The sequence below is a fragment of the Pedobacter kyonggii genome (genome assembly GCF_004310665.1).
Taxonomy (GTDB): Bacteria; Bacteroidota; Bacteroidia; order Sphingobacteriales; family Sphingobacteriaceae; genus Pedobacter; species Pedobacter kyonggii.
Genome location: NZ_SIXF01000007.1, coordinates 149,216 through 166,041, shown reverse-complemented (window position 1 = coordinate 166,041; position 16,826 = coordinate 149,216). Strand labels below are relative to the sequence as shown.

Annotated in this window: 10 protein-coding genes; 1 reads left to right on the top strand and 9 read right to left on the bottom strand. The window is 39.5% G+C overall.

From position 1 onward, the window contains the following. Both EYS08_RS10015 and EYS08_RS10010 read right to left on the bottom strand, forming a co-directional pair. Positions 1 to 1,113, bottom strand: a complete 1,113-nt coding sequence (locus EYS08_RS10015) for a glycoside hydrolase family protein (protein ID WP_131029899.1) — start codon at positions 1,111 to 1,113, stop codon at positions 1 to 3. Then, positions 1,110 to 3,869, bottom strand: a complete 2,760-nt coding sequence (locus EYS08_RS10010; protein WP_131029898.1) for a family 78 glycoside hydrolase catalytic domain — start codon at positions 3,867 to 3,869, stop codon at positions 1,110 to 1,112. Before EYS08_RS10010 ends, EYS08_RS10015 begins: the two co-directional genes overlap by 4 nt. 275 nt (positions 3,870 to 4,144) lie before the next feature. Between EYS08_RS10010 and EYS08_RS10005 the strand changes: the two genes are divergently transcribed. Continuing rightward, positions 4,145 to 4,918 (top strand): IclR family transcriptional regulator, encoded by a 774-nt coding sequence (locus EYS08_RS10005; RefSeq protein WP_131029897.1) that lies wholly within the window; start codon positions 4,145 to 4,147, stop codon positions 4,916 to 4,918. 382 nt (positions 4,919 to 5,300) lie between these two features. Here EYS08_RS10005 and EYS08_RS10000 read toward each other — a convergent pair whose 3' ends face one another. The 7 genes from EYS08_RS10000 to EYS08_RS09970 all read right to left on the bottom strand — a co-directional run bounded on the left by EYS08_RS10000 (position 5,301) and on the right by EYS08_RS09970 (position 16,809). Further along, positions 5,301 to 7,466: an alpha-L-rhamnosidase-related protein gene (locus EYS08_RS10000; RefSeq protein WP_131029896.1), complete on the bottom strand. Its 2,166-nt coding sequence runs from the start codon at positions 7,464 to 7,466 to the stop codon at positions 5,301 to 5,303. A gap of 97 nt (positions 7,467 to 7,563) precedes the next feature. Continuing rightward, positions 7,564 to 9,153 (bottom strand): sodium:solute symporter family transporter, encoded by a 1,590-nt coding sequence (locus EYS08_RS09995; protein ID WP_131029895.1) that lies wholly within the window; start codon positions 9,151 to 9,153, stop codon positions 7,564 to 7,566. A gap of 157 nt (positions 9,154 to 9,310) precedes the next feature. Further along, a complete protein-coding gene (locus EYS08_RS09990) occupies positions 9,311 to 10,396 on the bottom strand; it encodes a Gfo/Idh/MocA family protein (protein ID WP_131029894.1) in 1,086 nt (361 codons plus the stop codon). A gap of 133 nt (positions 10,397 to 10,529) precedes the next feature. Next, positions 10,530 to 13,232: an L-rhamnose mutarotase gene (locus EYS08_RS09985; protein WP_244215919.1), complete on the bottom strand. Its 2,703-nt coding sequence runs from the start codon at positions 13,230 to 13,232 to the stop codon at positions 10,530 to 10,532. 10 nt (positions 13,233 to 13,242) lie between these two features. Then, positions 13,243 to 14,139 (bottom strand): sugar phosphate isomerase/epimerase family protein, encoded by an 897-nt coding sequence (locus EYS08_RS09980; protein ID WP_131029893.1) that lies wholly within the window; start codon positions 14,137 to 14,139, stop codon positions 13,243 to 13,245. Positions 14,140 to 14,144: 5 nt separating this feature from the next. Further along, positions 14,145 to 15,659, bottom strand: a complete 1,515-nt coding sequence (locus tag EYS08_RS09975) for an acetylxylan esterase (protein WP_244215918.1) — start codon at positions 15,657 to 15,659, stop codon at positions 14,145 to 14,147. Between the two features lie 13 nt (positions 15,660 to 15,672). Beyond that, entirely contained in the window at positions 15,673 to 16,809 is a 1,137-nt protein-coding gene (locus EYS08_RS09970; RefSeq protein WP_131029892.1) for a sialidase family protein, read from the bottom strand. Positions 16,810 to 16,826: the final 17 nt, after the last annotated feature.

Below are 16,826 nucleotides of genomic sequence, written 5' to 3'. Positions count from 1 at the left end.
TTAATTCTTTGTTTCACTTACAAAATTCACTTTACTCTTACCCAAATCTTTCGATGTAGCCACAGCAATTCCACGCTGATCTAGTTTATTAACCGCACAATAAAAATGATACACCGTGCCTTTATATTTTAGGACGAAAGATTTATGCGCGTATAACTCATCGTATTTTTCTGATGATTCAATCAGGTTATCGCCTGTCCAGTCGGTCCAGTTTACCATGTCGTTTGAAGCAGCAAAGCGGTTAAACGAACCTTTTCTATCCTGCCAGAAAGCACCGAAGTAAAACATTACCCAGGTTCCGTTAATGTTTTGGATTACAGCATCTCCTGTAATGCCAACAGGATGATGAACCACAGGATTTTTATTAAAGCGCTGCCAATGAAGCATATCATCAGAAACTGCCATGCCGATCCGTTCGTACCAGCGTGTTTTTTTATTGTTTGCCAAAGAATCGCCGACAGCATTGTAATACATTACAAAACGATGTCTTGTTAATTTTTGTTTATCTTCAATTACTGTACTTTTAAAAAGTTTGTTCCGGTTTTCCCACCAACGTACATCTGTATCACCCGAAGTTAAAACAGGTTTGTCTAACCTATTCCATTCTTGAACCATTGATGGATCTTTTGTGGTATAAGCCATTCCGATAGATAAGGGTTCCACTTCATATCCTTTTTCTTTACCGCCGAAATATGACATCCAATATTTGCCATCGAATTTATTTACACCATACTTTCCACCCCATTTGGTATCCAACAAAGCGTTGTAACCTGCTTTTTGGTTATCATCCCAATGGCCAGCATCTGCAAACGACATCAATTTGCCCTGATTTTCCCAATGCAATAAATCTTTACTTTTTGCCAGCCAGGTCTCGTAACCACGACCACTAAAAATAAGGTAGGTCATGTACCAAAACTTCCCTTTACGGAAAACTGTTGGACAATCCATTTTATGCTGATTATCTTCAGGAACCATTATTAAACCATATTTATAAGGCGTTTTTACTTCCTGATAAATCTTTTCCATGGTTTCGGCTGAAACAGGATTCGTGGTTTGCGCATTCAATTTTAATGCACTTACAAAAAGGAAAAATGCGATGATTATCTTTTTCATTTGTACTTCAAATTAAACTTATAATATCCTGATCCTACTGCAACCTTAGCTTTCCCGGCTTCTATGCCTGCATCTGTAAACGTTGAATTGTATTCTTCGGAGATTTCATATTTTGGCAAAACAGGAAAGTAAATTGTTGCTTTTGTATTTACCGGGATATTCACCTCCAGTGTAAAAGTTCGATCAGTTTTTTCCCATTTGCAAGAAATTTTGCCATAAGGAGAATTGTAACACACATCAGCTGAGGTTAAATCGCCCACCACTTCCGGTTCGATTTTAATATGGCTAAAAGCTACTGAATTTTCTGGCTGACGGATGCCGCCAACACCACTATACAGCCATTCCATTAAGTGCCCGAGCATAAAATGATTGTTGGATACGGTTGGCAAAGCGGCCCATGATTCGGTTAAAGCCGTTGCGCCTTTGGCCAGCTGCATGCCATAACCAGGTACATCCGAACGGTTGTTCATATCAAAAATCACATCCGATTTACCGGCATCTTCTAAAACGCGCAACACATAACGATAACCTATATCGCCTGCTGTTAAACTGTTTTTACGATCTCTGATATCTTTAACCAAATTCTCGATTACTGCATTTTTATGCTTTTCTTCAACCAGTTCCATATAAACCGCCATTGCATTTGCAGTTTGAGAGCCTGTTGCATACTGTTTGCTTTTTGCATCGAAGAATTTATGGTTAAAAGCATTTTTCACTTCAAGGGCAAGTTTAGCATAGGCCATTGCATCAGCCTTTTTGCCCAGAAGTGTGGCCGTTTTTTCTAAGATTTTTAAATCATAATAATAAATGGCTGTACCTGTAACGCCCATTGGCGTTAACTGAGAAACGCCGGGCGGTTTTGGCCCCAGATCATACCAATCGCCTAAACCTTGCGATAAAATATGGTTATTTGCTTTGCTGCCCAAATAATTAATGTAACGCTGCATCATCGGGTAATAATCAACCATAGCTTGTTTATCGCCATACCACTGATATAAATACCATGGCATTAAAATGCCACTGCTGCCCCATTCAGGCGAATCGCGGAACATATCGCCACCCCATTCAAATTTTACATATTCTGGCGCAATTTCGGGAATCAAACCACTAGCCAATTGCGAGTTTTTCATGTCTTGCAATGCCTTTTTGAAAAGCGGCGCTGCATTGTAATTGTACCGTACAGAGCTGCCCATTAAATGCAGCTCTTCTAACCAGCCCAATTTTTCACGATGTGGGCAATCAGTAAAAACACTCACCATGTTGCTTTTAATTGCCCAATCGATCAGGCTGAAAGTTTTATTGAACAACTCGTTAGACGATGAAAACTTACCTACCTGCTCAGCAGCATTTCGGATATGCAAAGCTTTTAAATTTTCTATTACTGATCTGTTAGATGGATTTTCTTTGCCACTTGGAACTGCTCCTTTAACCTGCAGGTACCGAAAGCCTGTATAAAAGAATTTAGGACGCCAGGTTTCCAAACCATCGCCTTTTAAAATGTAGGTAAAATAAGATGGGCTGCCGATATTTTTTTGTGTTACCGAACCATCAGCTTTTAATAGTTCAGCTGGGGTAATGCGGACCGTATCTCCTTTTTTTCCTCGGATTTTCAATTCGATAATTGCAGCTAAATTCTGTTCCATATCATAAACCCATTCGCCATTGGCAAGCGGATTAATATTTTGAGGTGAAAAGTTCTCGAAAATCTTTACAGGTTCTTCTTTCTGTGCATTTAATTCCGGACCTTCAACCAATAACGACGATTTCCATTTGCGATCGTTAAAACCTGCTAAATTCCAGCCTTTTTGCTCGAGGTTCGCATTGTAATCTTCACCACCATAAATGCTTGAAAAAGTTATGGGCGATGGCGCGGTTTTCCAACTTTGGTTACTGATAACATTAGCCGAAGTTCCATCTGTATATTCGATCAACAGCCTGCAGATCATTTTCGGATAACCATAAGCTACTTTTAATTTTCTATACCTTTCTTTAACAGGAGGAATATAATAAAAACCATTGCCCAACATCATTCCGATTACATTTTCACCTTTCTTAAGCTGTTTAGTTAAATCATAAGTCAGGTACAAGGCCTCTTTATCATACTTCGTCCAGCCGGGTGCTAAAAAGTCATCACCAACTTTCGCTCCGTTTAAACTCATTTCAAAATGGCCTAAACCAGAAATAAAAGCTGTGGCTTTTTTAATTGTCTTGGTTACCGTAAAACCTTTGCGGAACATTGGCAGGATGTTATTGCCCATTAATTTGTCTTTTTTGCCATCCGTTGGCAGACTATTTATATTAGAATCTGCCAGTTTTTCGTAGGCAATCCATTTTGCACCTTTCCAATCGGCTGTGTTGAGCAATCCCATTTGCCAAAAGGCCGAAGCGCTCCAGGCAGATTTATTCCCGAAATTATCCCAAACACGGACTTTCCAATAATAGGTTTTGCCTGATAATAACTTTTTACCTTTATATTTAACCTGTAATGATTGGCCAGACTTTACTTTTTTGGTGTCCCAAACATCCCCAATATTTTTATTTAAATTGCTTAAACTGCTAGAAACTATGATTTGATAGCTTGTTTGCATGATATTGTGTTTAGCAGATTGCAGTTTCCAGCTCAAACCCGGCGAAAGAACATCAATGCCAATAGGATTATTCCGATACGCACAATCCAATTGGGCAACCTTAATATCTTGCGCAAAAAGCGGAATGCTTAACAGATAAAGCCAAGAAAATATTACAAGTTTGCTCATTCACTATTGCACACCGTTTCGGATGTTTTGGTTAGGTTTATAAATGGTCATCAGCGATAAATTTTTTCAGAAATAAATTCTCAATTCTATAGAATTAAGCCTTATAAATTTATTAACTTTAAAATGCGATCACTAATTCAAATATAAATGTTTTTTTTAAATATGAAAACATATATTCGTATTTAAATTACACAAAATCTTCTCTTGGATAAATAAGAAAGCATTTTGTATGTTTGAAATTGTAAAAAATACGATACAGCCAAATTTAAACCCGCATGAACGAAAAAGAATCGAAGTACCAAGCCCCTGCTTTGGATAAAGGACTTGATATATTGGAGTATTTATCAGCACAATCTATCCCATTGTCTCAAACTGAAATTGCTATTGGTATTGAGAAAACGCCAAACGAAATTTACAGGATGTTGATGAGTCTGGAAAGTCGTGGCTATATTTTACGTGATGAAGTTTCAGGCAAGTATAGACTATCGTTAAAGCTTTTTTACCTCTCGCACAGGCACTCGCCTATTGATGAGCTGCGTAAAGCTGCCCAGTTTCCATTAGAGGAACTGGCAAACAGTATCCGTCAATCTTGCCACTTGAGTATTTTGTACATGAACCAGGTAATGGTGATTATTCATGCGAAAAGTCCGGGGCCGATTGCGCTTTCTATTGAAGAAGGAAATTTGTTTCCATTGCCTTTAACTGCATCAGGTAAGGTTTTACTGGCTTATATGCCCGAGGCTGAGCGTAGCACAACACTAAAAAACAATTCCATTTTTAAGAAATATCCTAAAGTCCAGCAAGAAGATTTTCTGACTTCATTGGAAGATATTCAGCAAACGGGTTCGTATTTCAAAAATAGTGATTCTGTTTCGGGTGTTACCGATCTTTCGGTACCAATTGGTATTAATGGGAATAATGGAATTATCGCCTGTTTAACCATTTCAATGTTAAATGCTATAAATGTAGATCAGGCGATTGAAAATGATGTGATCCTTGCCGAGGCCTATAAATGTGTTAAAAAGATAGAACAGCGGATTGGGGTTTAACCCCAACCCCCTAAAAGGGGGCTTTGACTTTCTAATCGTTAATATAACTGCTAACTGCAATTGCCAACTGATTTGGGCGTTACCCAAGCTACGCAAGGGTCGGGCTTTTCTGGGCTGCGCTTCGCTCCGGTACCGATGAAAACCTGTGAAACAAGCAAGCATACCGTAATTAGATAAAAACAGATGCTTAATCGGTACTGAACCCTTACAATCCCTAACGCGAAGCTACTGTATCATGATATTTCGCTTAATTGCTTGCGCTCGTTTCCCAACGAGTGCGTAAATAACTTTACGATTTATATCGTTTGTAAACGACAAGCTATTCAATTCGCCTTTTCAAACCTATCAGGTTTTTGAAACCTGATAGGTTTAGGTCCTTTTATTACCCCGAATACTTCACGCTATAATTCTTGCCTTTTTCAATTGTAATTTCATACGAACCTTTCGATACTTCTCTCACTTCAGCCCCTTTTACAACTGGTCTGGTTTTGCTTTTTACCTTTAGTTTACCTATACCTGTTGGAGAAGAAACTTTGATTTCTTGTTTGCTGCAATACACCGAAATATCACCATTCGCTGTTGGGACTTTGCCCTCCATCCAGGCTAAGCCACCCAAATTAGGTTCGATAGTATAGGTTTCGTAGCCTGGTGTTGTAGGTTGTACACCTAGATAATATTTTCCTAATAAATAAATCGGACTTGCACCCCAGGCGTGGCAAAGGCTTTTTCCAAACGGACGTCCGTACATCGCCAAGTGTTCGGTTCCCTTTTTATCCGGGTTATATTCCTCCCAAAAAGAGGTTGCACCCAATTTTAACATGCCGCCCCAATAATTTTTCATTTCCTTTAATACATAAGGTTGTTCGCCCATGGCACATAATGCTTCAAGCTCATAAAAACGCATGTAAGGTGTGGTAATTTTGGCTACTTTATCGTTTAAGAGTACATTTTCTTTAACGGCTAACTTTTGTTCCGGGCTAAAATAATCGAAGAAAATGCCGAACATGTTGGCATATCGGGTTACATTATCCGTTTGTTTATCGTCAATCCGGCTGTGAACCAAGGCGCTTTTTTGCTGATTCCAATAAAGTTCAAAAATCTTAGCTTTCAGCACTTTTGCTTGCTGATCATATTTTACAGCGCCCTCCGTATCATTCGCCAATTTAGCACATAAAGCCATGGTTTCTAAACTTCTGGCATATAATAACTGCTCGAAACTTACTTCACCATCCTTACTCAGTTTATCTGCCCAATCGATAAAAATCCAGTCACCAGGCATCCATTCTAACAAGCCGTTTTTATTCTTTCTTCCATCGATATAAGTCATTAGCGACTGCATCCGCGGGTAAATATCCTGTACGAACTTCTGGTCGCCGGTAAATTTATAATAATCATATATCCCTAAAAACCAATAGAAAGAATAATCCATAATGGTATTGATGTGCGCTGTTACGGGATCTTTTCCACGCTGAGCCAATAAAGTTCTTTTAACGGTTGGTGCGTCAAAAAACGAGTAGTAGTTCATCAAATAGCTTTGATAAGCATCGCCACTCCACACCCAGCGATCGCGTTTTATGCCATCGATAAAGAACTCGCGGGTATTTAAATGAAAGGTATATTTGGCTACATCGTAAATTTTGTTTAGCTCCTCATCCGAAGATTTAAAACTTCCCCTTTCTGTTACAGGCGCATATTCGTACAACATGGAAACAGAATCGGCTGATACCGAACCTTCAGATTGATAATTTACATATCTAAAGGCCTTTGAAAGTGGCATAATCGAATCTTTTTTCTGATAGCGGTCAATGTAGAGATAATCTAAGGTTTCACATTTATCGGTTGATAAGGCCTCTTCTTTCGATTCTCCATAATAAATACTCAGTCTTCCCTTTCCCTTTAAACCATGTACCTTTATAAAACCGAAGGTCTCTTTTCCAAAATCAGAAACTGAACCATTGTTTATTTTTTCTGTTTTAACAGCCGATTGTGCAACAACAGGCAATTTAAACTGTGATGGCAATTTAGTTGGATCAGTTAAGTTCCATGAGCCTGCTGAAACAAAGGTAGTTCCCGATTTATCAGATGTTTTTCCACTCGCATCGATCCATTCTTTATCCTCGAAAGTAGTGAGCCAGGTTTCATCAGAAACTACCGTTTTACCCTGAACAAAAATCGCCGGAACATGTGCCTGGTTGTACACCTTCAAGCTCAATTTGTGTTTCCCCGCTGGAATTTGAATGCTTTTCGGAAAACCGGCAATGGCCTGACCATCGATTTTAACGTTGTAAGTACCTTCTACAAACAACTTAACCTCTTCAGATTGAGCAAGATTAAATTCTTTATGAAAATCGACCAAAACATAATGACTATCCATTTTCCAGAAGACAGGAAAAAAAGCCCCTCTTTCGGTTCTTCGGTTTTGCATTACATTGCTCATGTAAATATCTAAATCGCCAGGGTACCAGATCCAAGTTGCCTTTTGCGCGAAAAGTTGTGCTGCCAAGCAGGTAAAAATGGCAATTAGGATAAGTTTTTTTAAGTTTTTCATAATTATAATTCAGTCGTCATTCCCGCGCAGGCGGGAATCTTAATGGGCAAATGCTTTACGATTCCCAATCAAGTTGGGAATGACGATCCTTCTAATTTTAATGCCCGTTAAAAAATATATAAAGTGCAACCATTACGATTGCAAGTGCTATCCACGAAATCCAAACTGTTCTTGCTGGTTTTTCTATACTGGCCTGGTGTTCTTCATTAACCGTGTAAATACTTGGTGATCTATCCAGTAAAGAAATCAAAATCGCGATGATCATTAATCCTGCGAAAATGAAAAACGATAACATCAGGTAATGTGGCCAGAAAGTGTATTTATCCGATGGTAAAATCCAGAGATAAGTTACACCAACGCTCAAGCTTAAAATTGAGCCGATTGAAAGTGTAAAATTCACGGCTTTCCTTGTGGTTCTTTTCCAGAAAACGGTAAGTAAAAACACAACCGACAGCGGCGGCGCAATAAAGCCCAAAACCGATTGAAAAACATCAAATAAATTCAATCCTTTAATGTTATCGATGGCCAAAACCACTATAACCGCAAAAATACATCCTGCAACAACTGCCCATCGGCCAATGCGGATAATCTGTTTATTACTCGCCTGTGGGTTTATTTTCTTTACATAAATATCCATCGTAAAAACGGTACTCAATGAATTTAAAGAGGAGCCAATTGTTCCCACTAAAACCGCAATCAGCACAACGATTACCAGGCCATTCATGCCGGGCGGGAATAAATTGGTTACCATAGTCATATAAGCTTCGTTCGGATCTTTTAAACCAGGAAAAAGTACGTAACAAAGGATTCCTGTTCCAATAAATAATGGTAGGGAAAGGATTTTTAACCAACCGATAAAACTCACGCCCAATTGCCCTTGTTTTAAGTTTTTAGCCCCCAGAACAGATTGAACCATCGATTGATCGGTACAGAAAAAGGCTACAGCTGCAACTGGATAGCCCAATAAAATGGCATACCATGGATATTTTGGATCGCTGGCGGGCTGGATTAAATTCCAGAAATGATGCGGTGTTTTTTGATATAGAGCAGAAAGTCCACCAACTTTATTCAGTCCCAAAAGCATGAGCGATAAGGAGACAGCAATCAATAAAATCATTTGAAAAACATTTACTTTGGCAATGGCCTTTAAACCGCCGAAAAAGGTAAACAGCCCGGCAAAAGCGACCAATACGGTAACCGATTGCCACATGGGTATACCTAAAATTTGGCGGACCAAAAAACCTCCTGCAAATAAACCGAGCGATAACCATGAGATTAAAATCTTAACCAGCGCATACCAGGCGAGGATGTTTTGTGTAGAATCGCCATAACGGTTGCCCATAAACTCGGGCATGGTACTCACTTTAGCGGCAAGGTATTTAGGTGCGAAAACAATAGCCAGCAAGAATAAAAAGATAAAGGCATACCAATCGAAATTAACGGCTACGATGCCGGTGCTATAGCCAATACTTGCAAAAGCCAATAACATCGACGGACCTACATTGGTACCCCACATATTGAAACCGATGCTGCTCCAGTTTAAGGATTTATTGGCCAAAAATAAGGTCTCATCATTGTTCTTCTTTTTAGAGAAACTAGCGCGATACCCGATAATTATGAGGATAACGAGGTATGCGATGACAATGATGTAATCTAAATTGGTTAATCGTTCTACAATGTTTCCCATTGGTTTATTTGGTTAGTTTGGTTGTATTATTTGATAGTTTTTAGCCACAGATGGACACGGATAGACACAGATTTTCATGATCTTGTCACGAGTGGTTCGTGGAGACACAACCATGGCGCATTATGTTTCGTGTTTTCTGTGTCTCCGTGGCAAACAATTACAATCCTATCGATTCCCTTGTAATTTGATTAGCTTTCAAAATTTCATCAACTTTTACTGGCAAACCTGTTTCTAGAGATTGATCCATCGCCTGTAATAATGCAACGGTTCCGATGCCTTCTTTTAAATCAGGGTATGCGGTAAAATTATTGTTGATGCTATCTGCAAAATACTCCAGGTAGTTTTGATATTCCCCCGCGTGATGGCTTTGTCCTTCGAAACGGAAATAGTGCTTTAAAGTAGAATCGCCCCAGGTGATGATCTTTTCTTCGCCGGTTTTGGTTGTAACAGAATATCGTAGTTCATGGTAGTCGGCCTGGCTTGCACCTTCTGTTCCACGCAGGATACAGCTCATTCCACTATCACGGCTTGCGGGTTGTGTTGGGCCAGTATAAGCGCCGCTAACTCTCGCAATTCTTCCATCTTTTGCTTTAAAGATAAAGTGCATGGTGTCCTGATTTTTCAGTCCGGCTTTTAAACCATTGCTACTTAACATGCCATAACCCATAACGTCTTCAATATCAGGCATGTACCACCTGATAAAATCAACAGGGTGGCTTAAGCCGCCATACAGCCATTTGAATGATTGTTTTAACGACCAACCTTTTTCTAGAAACCAGCGATGATCGGCATGGTAATGACTTTCGATAGTGATCAGTTCTCCGATTAAACCTGCATCAAAATCTTTCTTCTGGCGCATGGCGGGTTCAAAAAAACGAGAGCTTTGCCCTACGAAAATCTTTTTTCTTGATTTCTTTGCTAACTCCAACAGCTCATTGGCTTGAGTTAAATCATCGATAAATGGTTTGGTACACACAACATGCTTTCCGTGTTCAAGTGCCAGTTTAATATGTTCAAAATGCAGATGATCCGGTGTGTAAATCGCAATCATATCGATTTTGTCGCTGGTTAACATATCCTCGTAGTTCGTAGTCCAGTTTTGAAAATCAAATTCTAAAGCCCGTTCTTCGCAAAGCTTTTTATTGGCATCGCAAATCTGGATAAGCTTAAACTTTTTGCTTGCCAATGATGCAGAAATGGTACTTCTGCCCTCTCCTAAACCTAAAATCCCTAATCTTAACATGATATTATTTTTATAAGCGTTATTGTTTCAGTTCGTCATTGCGAGGTACGAAGCAATCCTAATGCACCCCACAGGTAGCGATAGTTGTAAGATTGCTTCGTCGTGCCTCCTCGCAATGACGATTTTCTTTTATCTATTCTATCGGTTTAAAGAAAACCCAAACTTCTTCGGGTTTTGTTCCCTCAATTCCTTCCTGGTATTTTTTCATGATGGCATTCCACTCATCAACTCTTGGGTTGTTCTCAGTGGTTTTTGGATTCAGTTCATCTAAACTTTTTCCTTTAGGAATACTGATGATCAGCATTAACTGTCTATCGTTTTTAAAGATGGCTAACCGTTGAAATTCCGCCTTACAGAATCCTTTCGATATCTCTGGCCACTTTTCGAACTGTGTTTTGTGATAGGCCAAATATTCTTTCTGGAGTTTTTCATCTTTCACCAAATTGGCTGATAAAATGATGTTATCCCATTCTGCTACTGGTTTATCGCCACAATTATTTTCTCTGTTGAAGTCGTAAAACAGATTGTCGTACAATTTAATTTCTGCCGCATTTAAGCGTTTTAAAGTTTGCTGCAAACTCTCTACTTTTAAACTTGAAGTATAAATGACCAATCGATTTTCCCATTTATAAATTGAACCTGGCAGGAGGTTATTTTCTTTAGCAAAAGTTTTTAAGGCATTGTTACCTGGCAGATTACCCGTTTTAAAAACCAATTCGAATACAACAGATTGATCTACAGCCTGATTGATACCTCTTTTTGAATAATTGGTTTTCTCTTTCAATAAATATTGAAAAGGCTTTTCTAAACCCGCACTTTGCTTGATATGATCGGCAACTTTTGGTCCGTTGCTTTCCCATAAATTGTCTGGTCCGTTGGCATTTTGAAGATACTTTTCACTTGGCGTCCAGTTGTTTTTAATGGTGAAGTATGAAGAACCTTCATCTGTATAAAGATAAAACCAATGATCAGGCAGGTGCGAATATGGTGCTTTGTAAATGCTATCGACTACATTATCGGTAATGAATGATCCGGGCTGAGCAGATAGTGTATAAATTCCCGCCACATCGTACATGTGTTTTCCGTAGTGATGGATTTTATTGCCGCTGATGGTATTGTTTTCCATCGCATTTCGTGTTTTCGTCCAGCCCCAACCCATGCTGATGCCCGAATAAGACACATCGCTAATTTCGTTATGCAGAATTTTAATCCCCCGAACATAACCTGTGCCTATACCAACAGCGCCCCAGTCTTCGTTGGTTACATCGGTAATCAGGTTGTTCTCGATTTTATTGTTCGTCGAAATTTCCCTTTGATCTGTGGGATTGTAAGGCAAATGCACTTCGGTCGCTTCATCAGAGAAAGTTCCGATTAAAATGGCTGAACCACCAATATCCTTAAATAAGTTACCTTTGATTTCGTTCTCAGCAGTCCCTTTTTTATAATCCAAAGCTGTTGATGCTAGGTGTTGGAACTGGCAAGATTGAAAGGTTGTATTGTTTGCATAACTCACTTCAACTGCAGCAGCCGGACGACCAACCCAGGCCTGATTTTCTAGCGTAGGTTTATCTGGTGTCCCGGCTTTTTCGAGTTTATAAGCATCGAGCATATACATGCCTGCCTGATGAGGAACATGACCTTGTTTTGAAGGTCTCAACCAAGTGGAGTGCTGAAAGGAAATACCTTTGAAATTTACATAAGAAACCGGTTGATCAATTGTTCCTTCGATTTTAACCAGGTTTTCTAAAGCTGGAGCAATTACTTCAGTATTTAGCATATTTTCTGCTGCTTTGGGCCAATAATAAAGCTTGTGGTGCTGTAAATCTTCAAACCATTCTCCAGGTTCATTCAAAAACTGGATCGCATTGCTTAAATAAAAAGCAGAATTCCCTGTTTTGTCTGAAATCCATGGTGCTGGCCAGGGATGCTCGGATTGGATCCTGCTTTCGGGCTGCATAAAAGAAAGTTCTGCAGCATTACCTATAATTTTAACCGACTTTACACGAAGATTTGCAATGGCCCACCATTGGTGGATCAGCATTTCCATTCCTTTGATATTGGCTAAACTGATGTTTTTTTGAAGTGGAATTTTACAGGTTTGTTTTTCGCTATCCCATGATAAAATCCTCCCCATTTCTTCTCCATTATAGTTTTTTGCGCGAACGGCCTTATTGCCATTCACCCATAGCTGTCTGAATTGTAGGTCGCTACTATCAAAATTCGGGATATCCGTAACCCAAACTTTTCCGATAGATTCTTTTGGCAGGCCAACAATTGTTCGATTTAACTTTTTCCAGTTTTTTATCTGAATGCCTCCACTCAAAATAACTTTTTCGTTAGGTGCGCAAATAATTGTCGTCGGACTATCTTTTGTGCCTGAATCTTCAGGTAGAAGAACTACGGGCTCGTGCAATTGATAAAAACCCTTGCCGATAATAATCCGGATTCCGTTTTTAACTGAACTATCGTTTAAGCGCCTCAGTTCGCGGGCTTTTCTAATAGCAGAATGTAAAGTGGCAAAGGGCTTTTCCTTGGTTCCTACATTAGTATCAGCGCCTTTTATAGATACGTAAATATCTATTGCGCTTACTTTTAGGTGCAATAAACTTAGTGTTAGTAAGATTATCGAACACATTTTTAAATTCAGGTAATTTGTTGGATAATATTTCGCTCGATTGGTCTGTGAGGACACAGACCAAGGAGGGAGAATTAAAAATGGTTTAATTTGTTTGGTTCGTGGAAACACGAACCAAGGCGTAGATACACCGCCACGGTACGTGTCTCCACGAACCGTTAACGTGTAAAAACCATAAATTCTTCTCAAAAAGTATTTCATTATATTTATACTATTTCGGTTGAAAAACAGATTTCAGGTAGCTGGTATTGGCGCTGAAATTATATTTTACATTTGTTGGCTGTTTGGCATCCCGGCTTCTCTCTATCACTAGCCATCCTTTCCAACCCATATCATCAAGTGTTTCTTTTACTTTATTGAGGTCGATCCTCGGATCGTTCTGTAACCAAACACCATCTTCATTGGTGGCATGGATCTGAACGATGTTCTTTTTGCCTAAAATTCTCAGCTCCTGGTGTAAATCTCTTCCATTTTTTATAACATTCGAGAAATTGAAGTAACTTTTAACATGCTTGCAATCAATATCTTTTAACAATTGTAATTCACCTTTTGCATCTAAAGCACTTTCAATTCCAATTGTAATTCCCGCTTTGGCGGCCATTTTTCCAGCTACTTTTAACCTTTCTACAATCGGTTCGCGCAGTTCGGGGTTTTTAACCAAATCACCTTGAATACCCAAAGGCAGAAAAACTACTTTAATATGCATGGCTTTAGCAGTATCTAAACAATCCTGGATCAATCTTTGATAAGTTGGTCGCTTGGCAAATGATTGCGCATAAAATCCGGTCATCGCCAAGGAACAGATTTCAAGGTTTAATTCTTTTGCCTTATCCATATACTCCTGCCTGATTTTTGGATCGGCTAATTTGTTGTCAAATGTTTCTCGATTACCCAGGCCGCCCATGTCAATTTCCAATCCGTCAGCACCGATTTCTTTTGCGAGTGGCAAAGCACTGATTTTCTGCCGTTTTAAAATCATTAAATCAATCACGGCAACTTTATAATTGTTCTTTTTCTCTGCTGCCAAAAGCAATTGATTGGGAATCATTAAACTGCCTGTTAGCAGCGCTACATTACCAATAAAAGACCTTCTGTCTTGATGCTCCATATCCACTATTTGCTTTTGTTTAACGGGAATAATTTTTCCAGATTTTCAAATCCCATCACTGCATTTTTAGGTAGTTCTTCGCCTTTATCGCCAAAAACGTAAAGGGCATTTTCCTTTTCGATGGTTACCTTACTTTCATTGTATTTACCAGTTTTATCTTTAACTGCAGCACCATTTAGTTTAAAGTTTCTGATCAGGAAGTCGTAAAGTGCAATACGTTTATTAATGCCAAAATCATGTTTTTCATCAGGAAGGTGAACATTCTGTACCTTATCTTTCACACCATAATAGCTGTACATTTTTTGTAGATAAGGAAAATCGTGTTCAGGTGTGTGTGCCGTCCAGTCGCTACCATCTGACACCAATAATTGTGGCCTTGGAGCGGCCATTGCAGCCAATTCAACATTATCTGTTCCACCTCCGCACTGATGGATTGGCATTCCGCTTTCGCATGGGCAGCCACCATAAAAGTAAGATGACATCGCTACAACAGGAGCACTTAGTTTAATCCTGTCATCCATGGCGGTCATTAAAATAGAATGACTTCCTGCACCCGAACCTCCACTGATGCCAATTCTGGCTGTATCGGTTTCTTTTAGCGCACTGAAGTAGTCTAAAATCCTGATTCCGCCCAAAGTCTGAACGGTTTGCGCCAAACTTTTGCGGTGATCTTCGTATTTAAACTGGAGCATCGATTCGCCCCAGGCAAATAAGTCGTAGCTAAAAGCCATAGCGCCCATTCTGGCAATCATTGCACAGCGAATCTGGCAATCGGGCCTAAAACGCTGCTTTTCCCAGTGCCCGTCCGGACTTAGCACCAATGGGATTTTTCCTTTAAAATGTAATGGTTTATATAGAGAGCCGTTAATCCAAACACCGGGTAGAATCTCTAGTGCAATGTTTTCTACAGAATACCCGTCAAAAATCCTTTTCGCTGTGATAATCGGTTTTGAATTTGGTTTGGCAGGCAATGGTGACAATAATAAGGCTTGATATAACTCGGGCTTTATTTCTGCCTTTCGTTTTTCCCAGCTGGCCTGGTCGTGGTATTTTGTTGCCAAGCTATCTAGATAGGCCCATCCATCCTGAACTTCCCAACGGTAATATTCGTATTCTTTCAATTTGTAAACACCTGGCTTTTCTTTGTTTACTTTCATATCTAAAGGTGCAAGTACATTCGATATTGTTTCATCAACGTTAGCACGAAAGCGCCATTCTGCATAGTTCACCCATTTGTCTTTTACCTGCGGTTCGGAATATTTGATTTGTACCTTGAAGCGTGTTTGGATCTCTTTCAAAACATCAATAAGTGGTTTTTTATAGAGGTTATCGCTGTTTTGGGTTTGGGCGGAGAGATTATTTACAGAGGATATATAGGCAATAAATAATATAGCAAAATATCTAAGCACCCTACCCGTCATTGCGAGTGCTGATTTTTCATCAGCCGAAGCGATCTTTCTTGACAGGATAGATTGCCACATCGTGCCTCCTCGCAACAACCTCGAAATGACGTATCTCATTGAATCTATCATCTTAACCCTCCTCATTTTTAGTTTCAGTAATTACCGGAGCCATATAACCTTTCAGTTTTGGCCAGATCCCATTTTTGATTTTCTTTAGTTTTAGCTTCGATGGATCTACCACCACATGTTTAATTTTTTCTCTTCTCCAGGTGTAAATAAAGTGTAACATACCATCAGCGGTTTGGATCACTGCCGGATAAGAATATTGGCTAATGGGCGAATCTTCTAAAATCAATGCGGCCGACCATTTTTTTCCGTCTTTTGAAACCGAAACATTTAATGGGGTACGTGGCCCTTTGGCTAAATCGCCCGGAGGCAAAACATGGTTGTAAACCAGTACATGACGGCCATCTTTCATGGTTACTGCATCTGTACCGGAGTTATTGTTTGGTAATGATGTTTTGGTTAATGCCGACCATGTTTTGCCGTTATCTTCAGACCAGGATTCTACAATGGCACGGTTGGCGGTTCTGGCCAATAGCTGCAATTTTCCATTTCCATGTTGTAAAATGCTCGGTTGAATGGCTTTGATTCCATTTTCGGGCAATGGGCCTATTGTTCTCCAGGTTTTACCATTATCCTTGGTTACCTCGAAGTGGATTTTCCAACCATCGCCTTCTTTGCTTGATGGTGCAAAAAGGTTTCCATTGCTTAACAAAACAGGTTTATTTTTTACAGGGCCGATATAACCATAGGGCAATTTTGTAGCATCCGACCAGGTTTTACCGCCATCTTTTGAGGTTCTCATCATGCCCCACCATTCTGATGGTTTTGGCCCGATTTTATAAAATAACAGTAAATCTCCACCAGGAACCTGATATAAAACCGGATTCCAAGTGGGTAATCTTTTACCATCAGGTTGGATACCGTTAGCAACCGAAACCGGTGCAAGCCATTTTCCATCAACAAAACGGCTGATGTAGATTTCTACGTCTGGATTTCGTTCTTTGGTTCCTCCAAAAAACGAGGCCACTAAACCTGTTTGCGTTTCTGCTATTGTTGCGGAGTGGCAGGATGGAAATGGTGCTTTATCGTATAGGAATTCTTGCTTAACGATACCCGTTTGCCATTTTTCTACCTGGGCGTTGGCACAAATGGTGAACGCAAAAATTAGATTGATGGTGATGTATATTTTTTTTGATATCATAATGTTTTTGTTAATCA

What these genes read in the sequence shown, in the direction of transcription:
- EYS08_RS10015 (WP_131029899.1), bottom strand. Translation starts at nt 1,113, where the DNA reads ATGAAAAAGATAATCATCGCATTTTTCCTTTTTGTAAGTGCATTAAAA.
- EYS08_RS10010 (WP_131029898.1), bottom strand. Translation starts at nt 3,869, where the DNA reads ATGAGCAAACTTGTAATATTTTCTTGGCTTTATCTGTTAAGCATTCCG.
- EYS08_RS10005 (WP_131029897.1), top strand. Translation starts at nt 4,145, where the DNA reads ATGAACGAAAAAGAATCGAAGTACCAAGCCCCTGCTTTGGATAAAGGA.
- EYS08_RS10000 (WP_131029896.1), bottom strand. Translation starts at nt 7,466, where the DNA reads ATGAAAAACTTAAAAAAACTTATCCTAATTGCCATTTTTACCTGCTTG.
- EYS08_RS09995 (WP_131029895.1), bottom strand. Translation starts at nt 9,153, where the DNA reads ATGGGAAACATTGTAGAACGATTAACCAATTTAGATTACATCATTGTC.
- EYS08_RS09990 (WP_131029894.1), bottom strand. Translation starts at nt 10,396, where the DNA reads ATGTTAAGATTAGGGATTTTAGGTTTAGGAGAGGGCAGAAGTACCATT.
- EYS08_RS09985 (WP_244215919.1), bottom strand. Translation starts at nt 13,232, where the DNA reads ATGAAATACTTTTTGAGAAGAATTTATGGTTTTTACACGTTAACGGTT.
- EYS08_RS09980 (WP_131029893.1), bottom strand. Translation starts at nt 14,139, where the DNA reads ATGGAGCATCAAGACAGAAGGTCTTTTATTGGTAATGTAGCGCTGCTA.
- EYS08_RS09975 (WP_244215918.1), bottom strand. Translation starts at nt 15,659, where the DNA reads ATGAGATACGTCATTTCGAGGTTGTTGCGAGGAGGCACGATGTGGCAA.
- EYS08_RS09970 (WP_131029892.1), bottom strand. Translation starts at nt 16,809, where the DNA reads ATGATATCAAAAAAAATATACATCACCATCAATCTAATTTTTGCGTTC.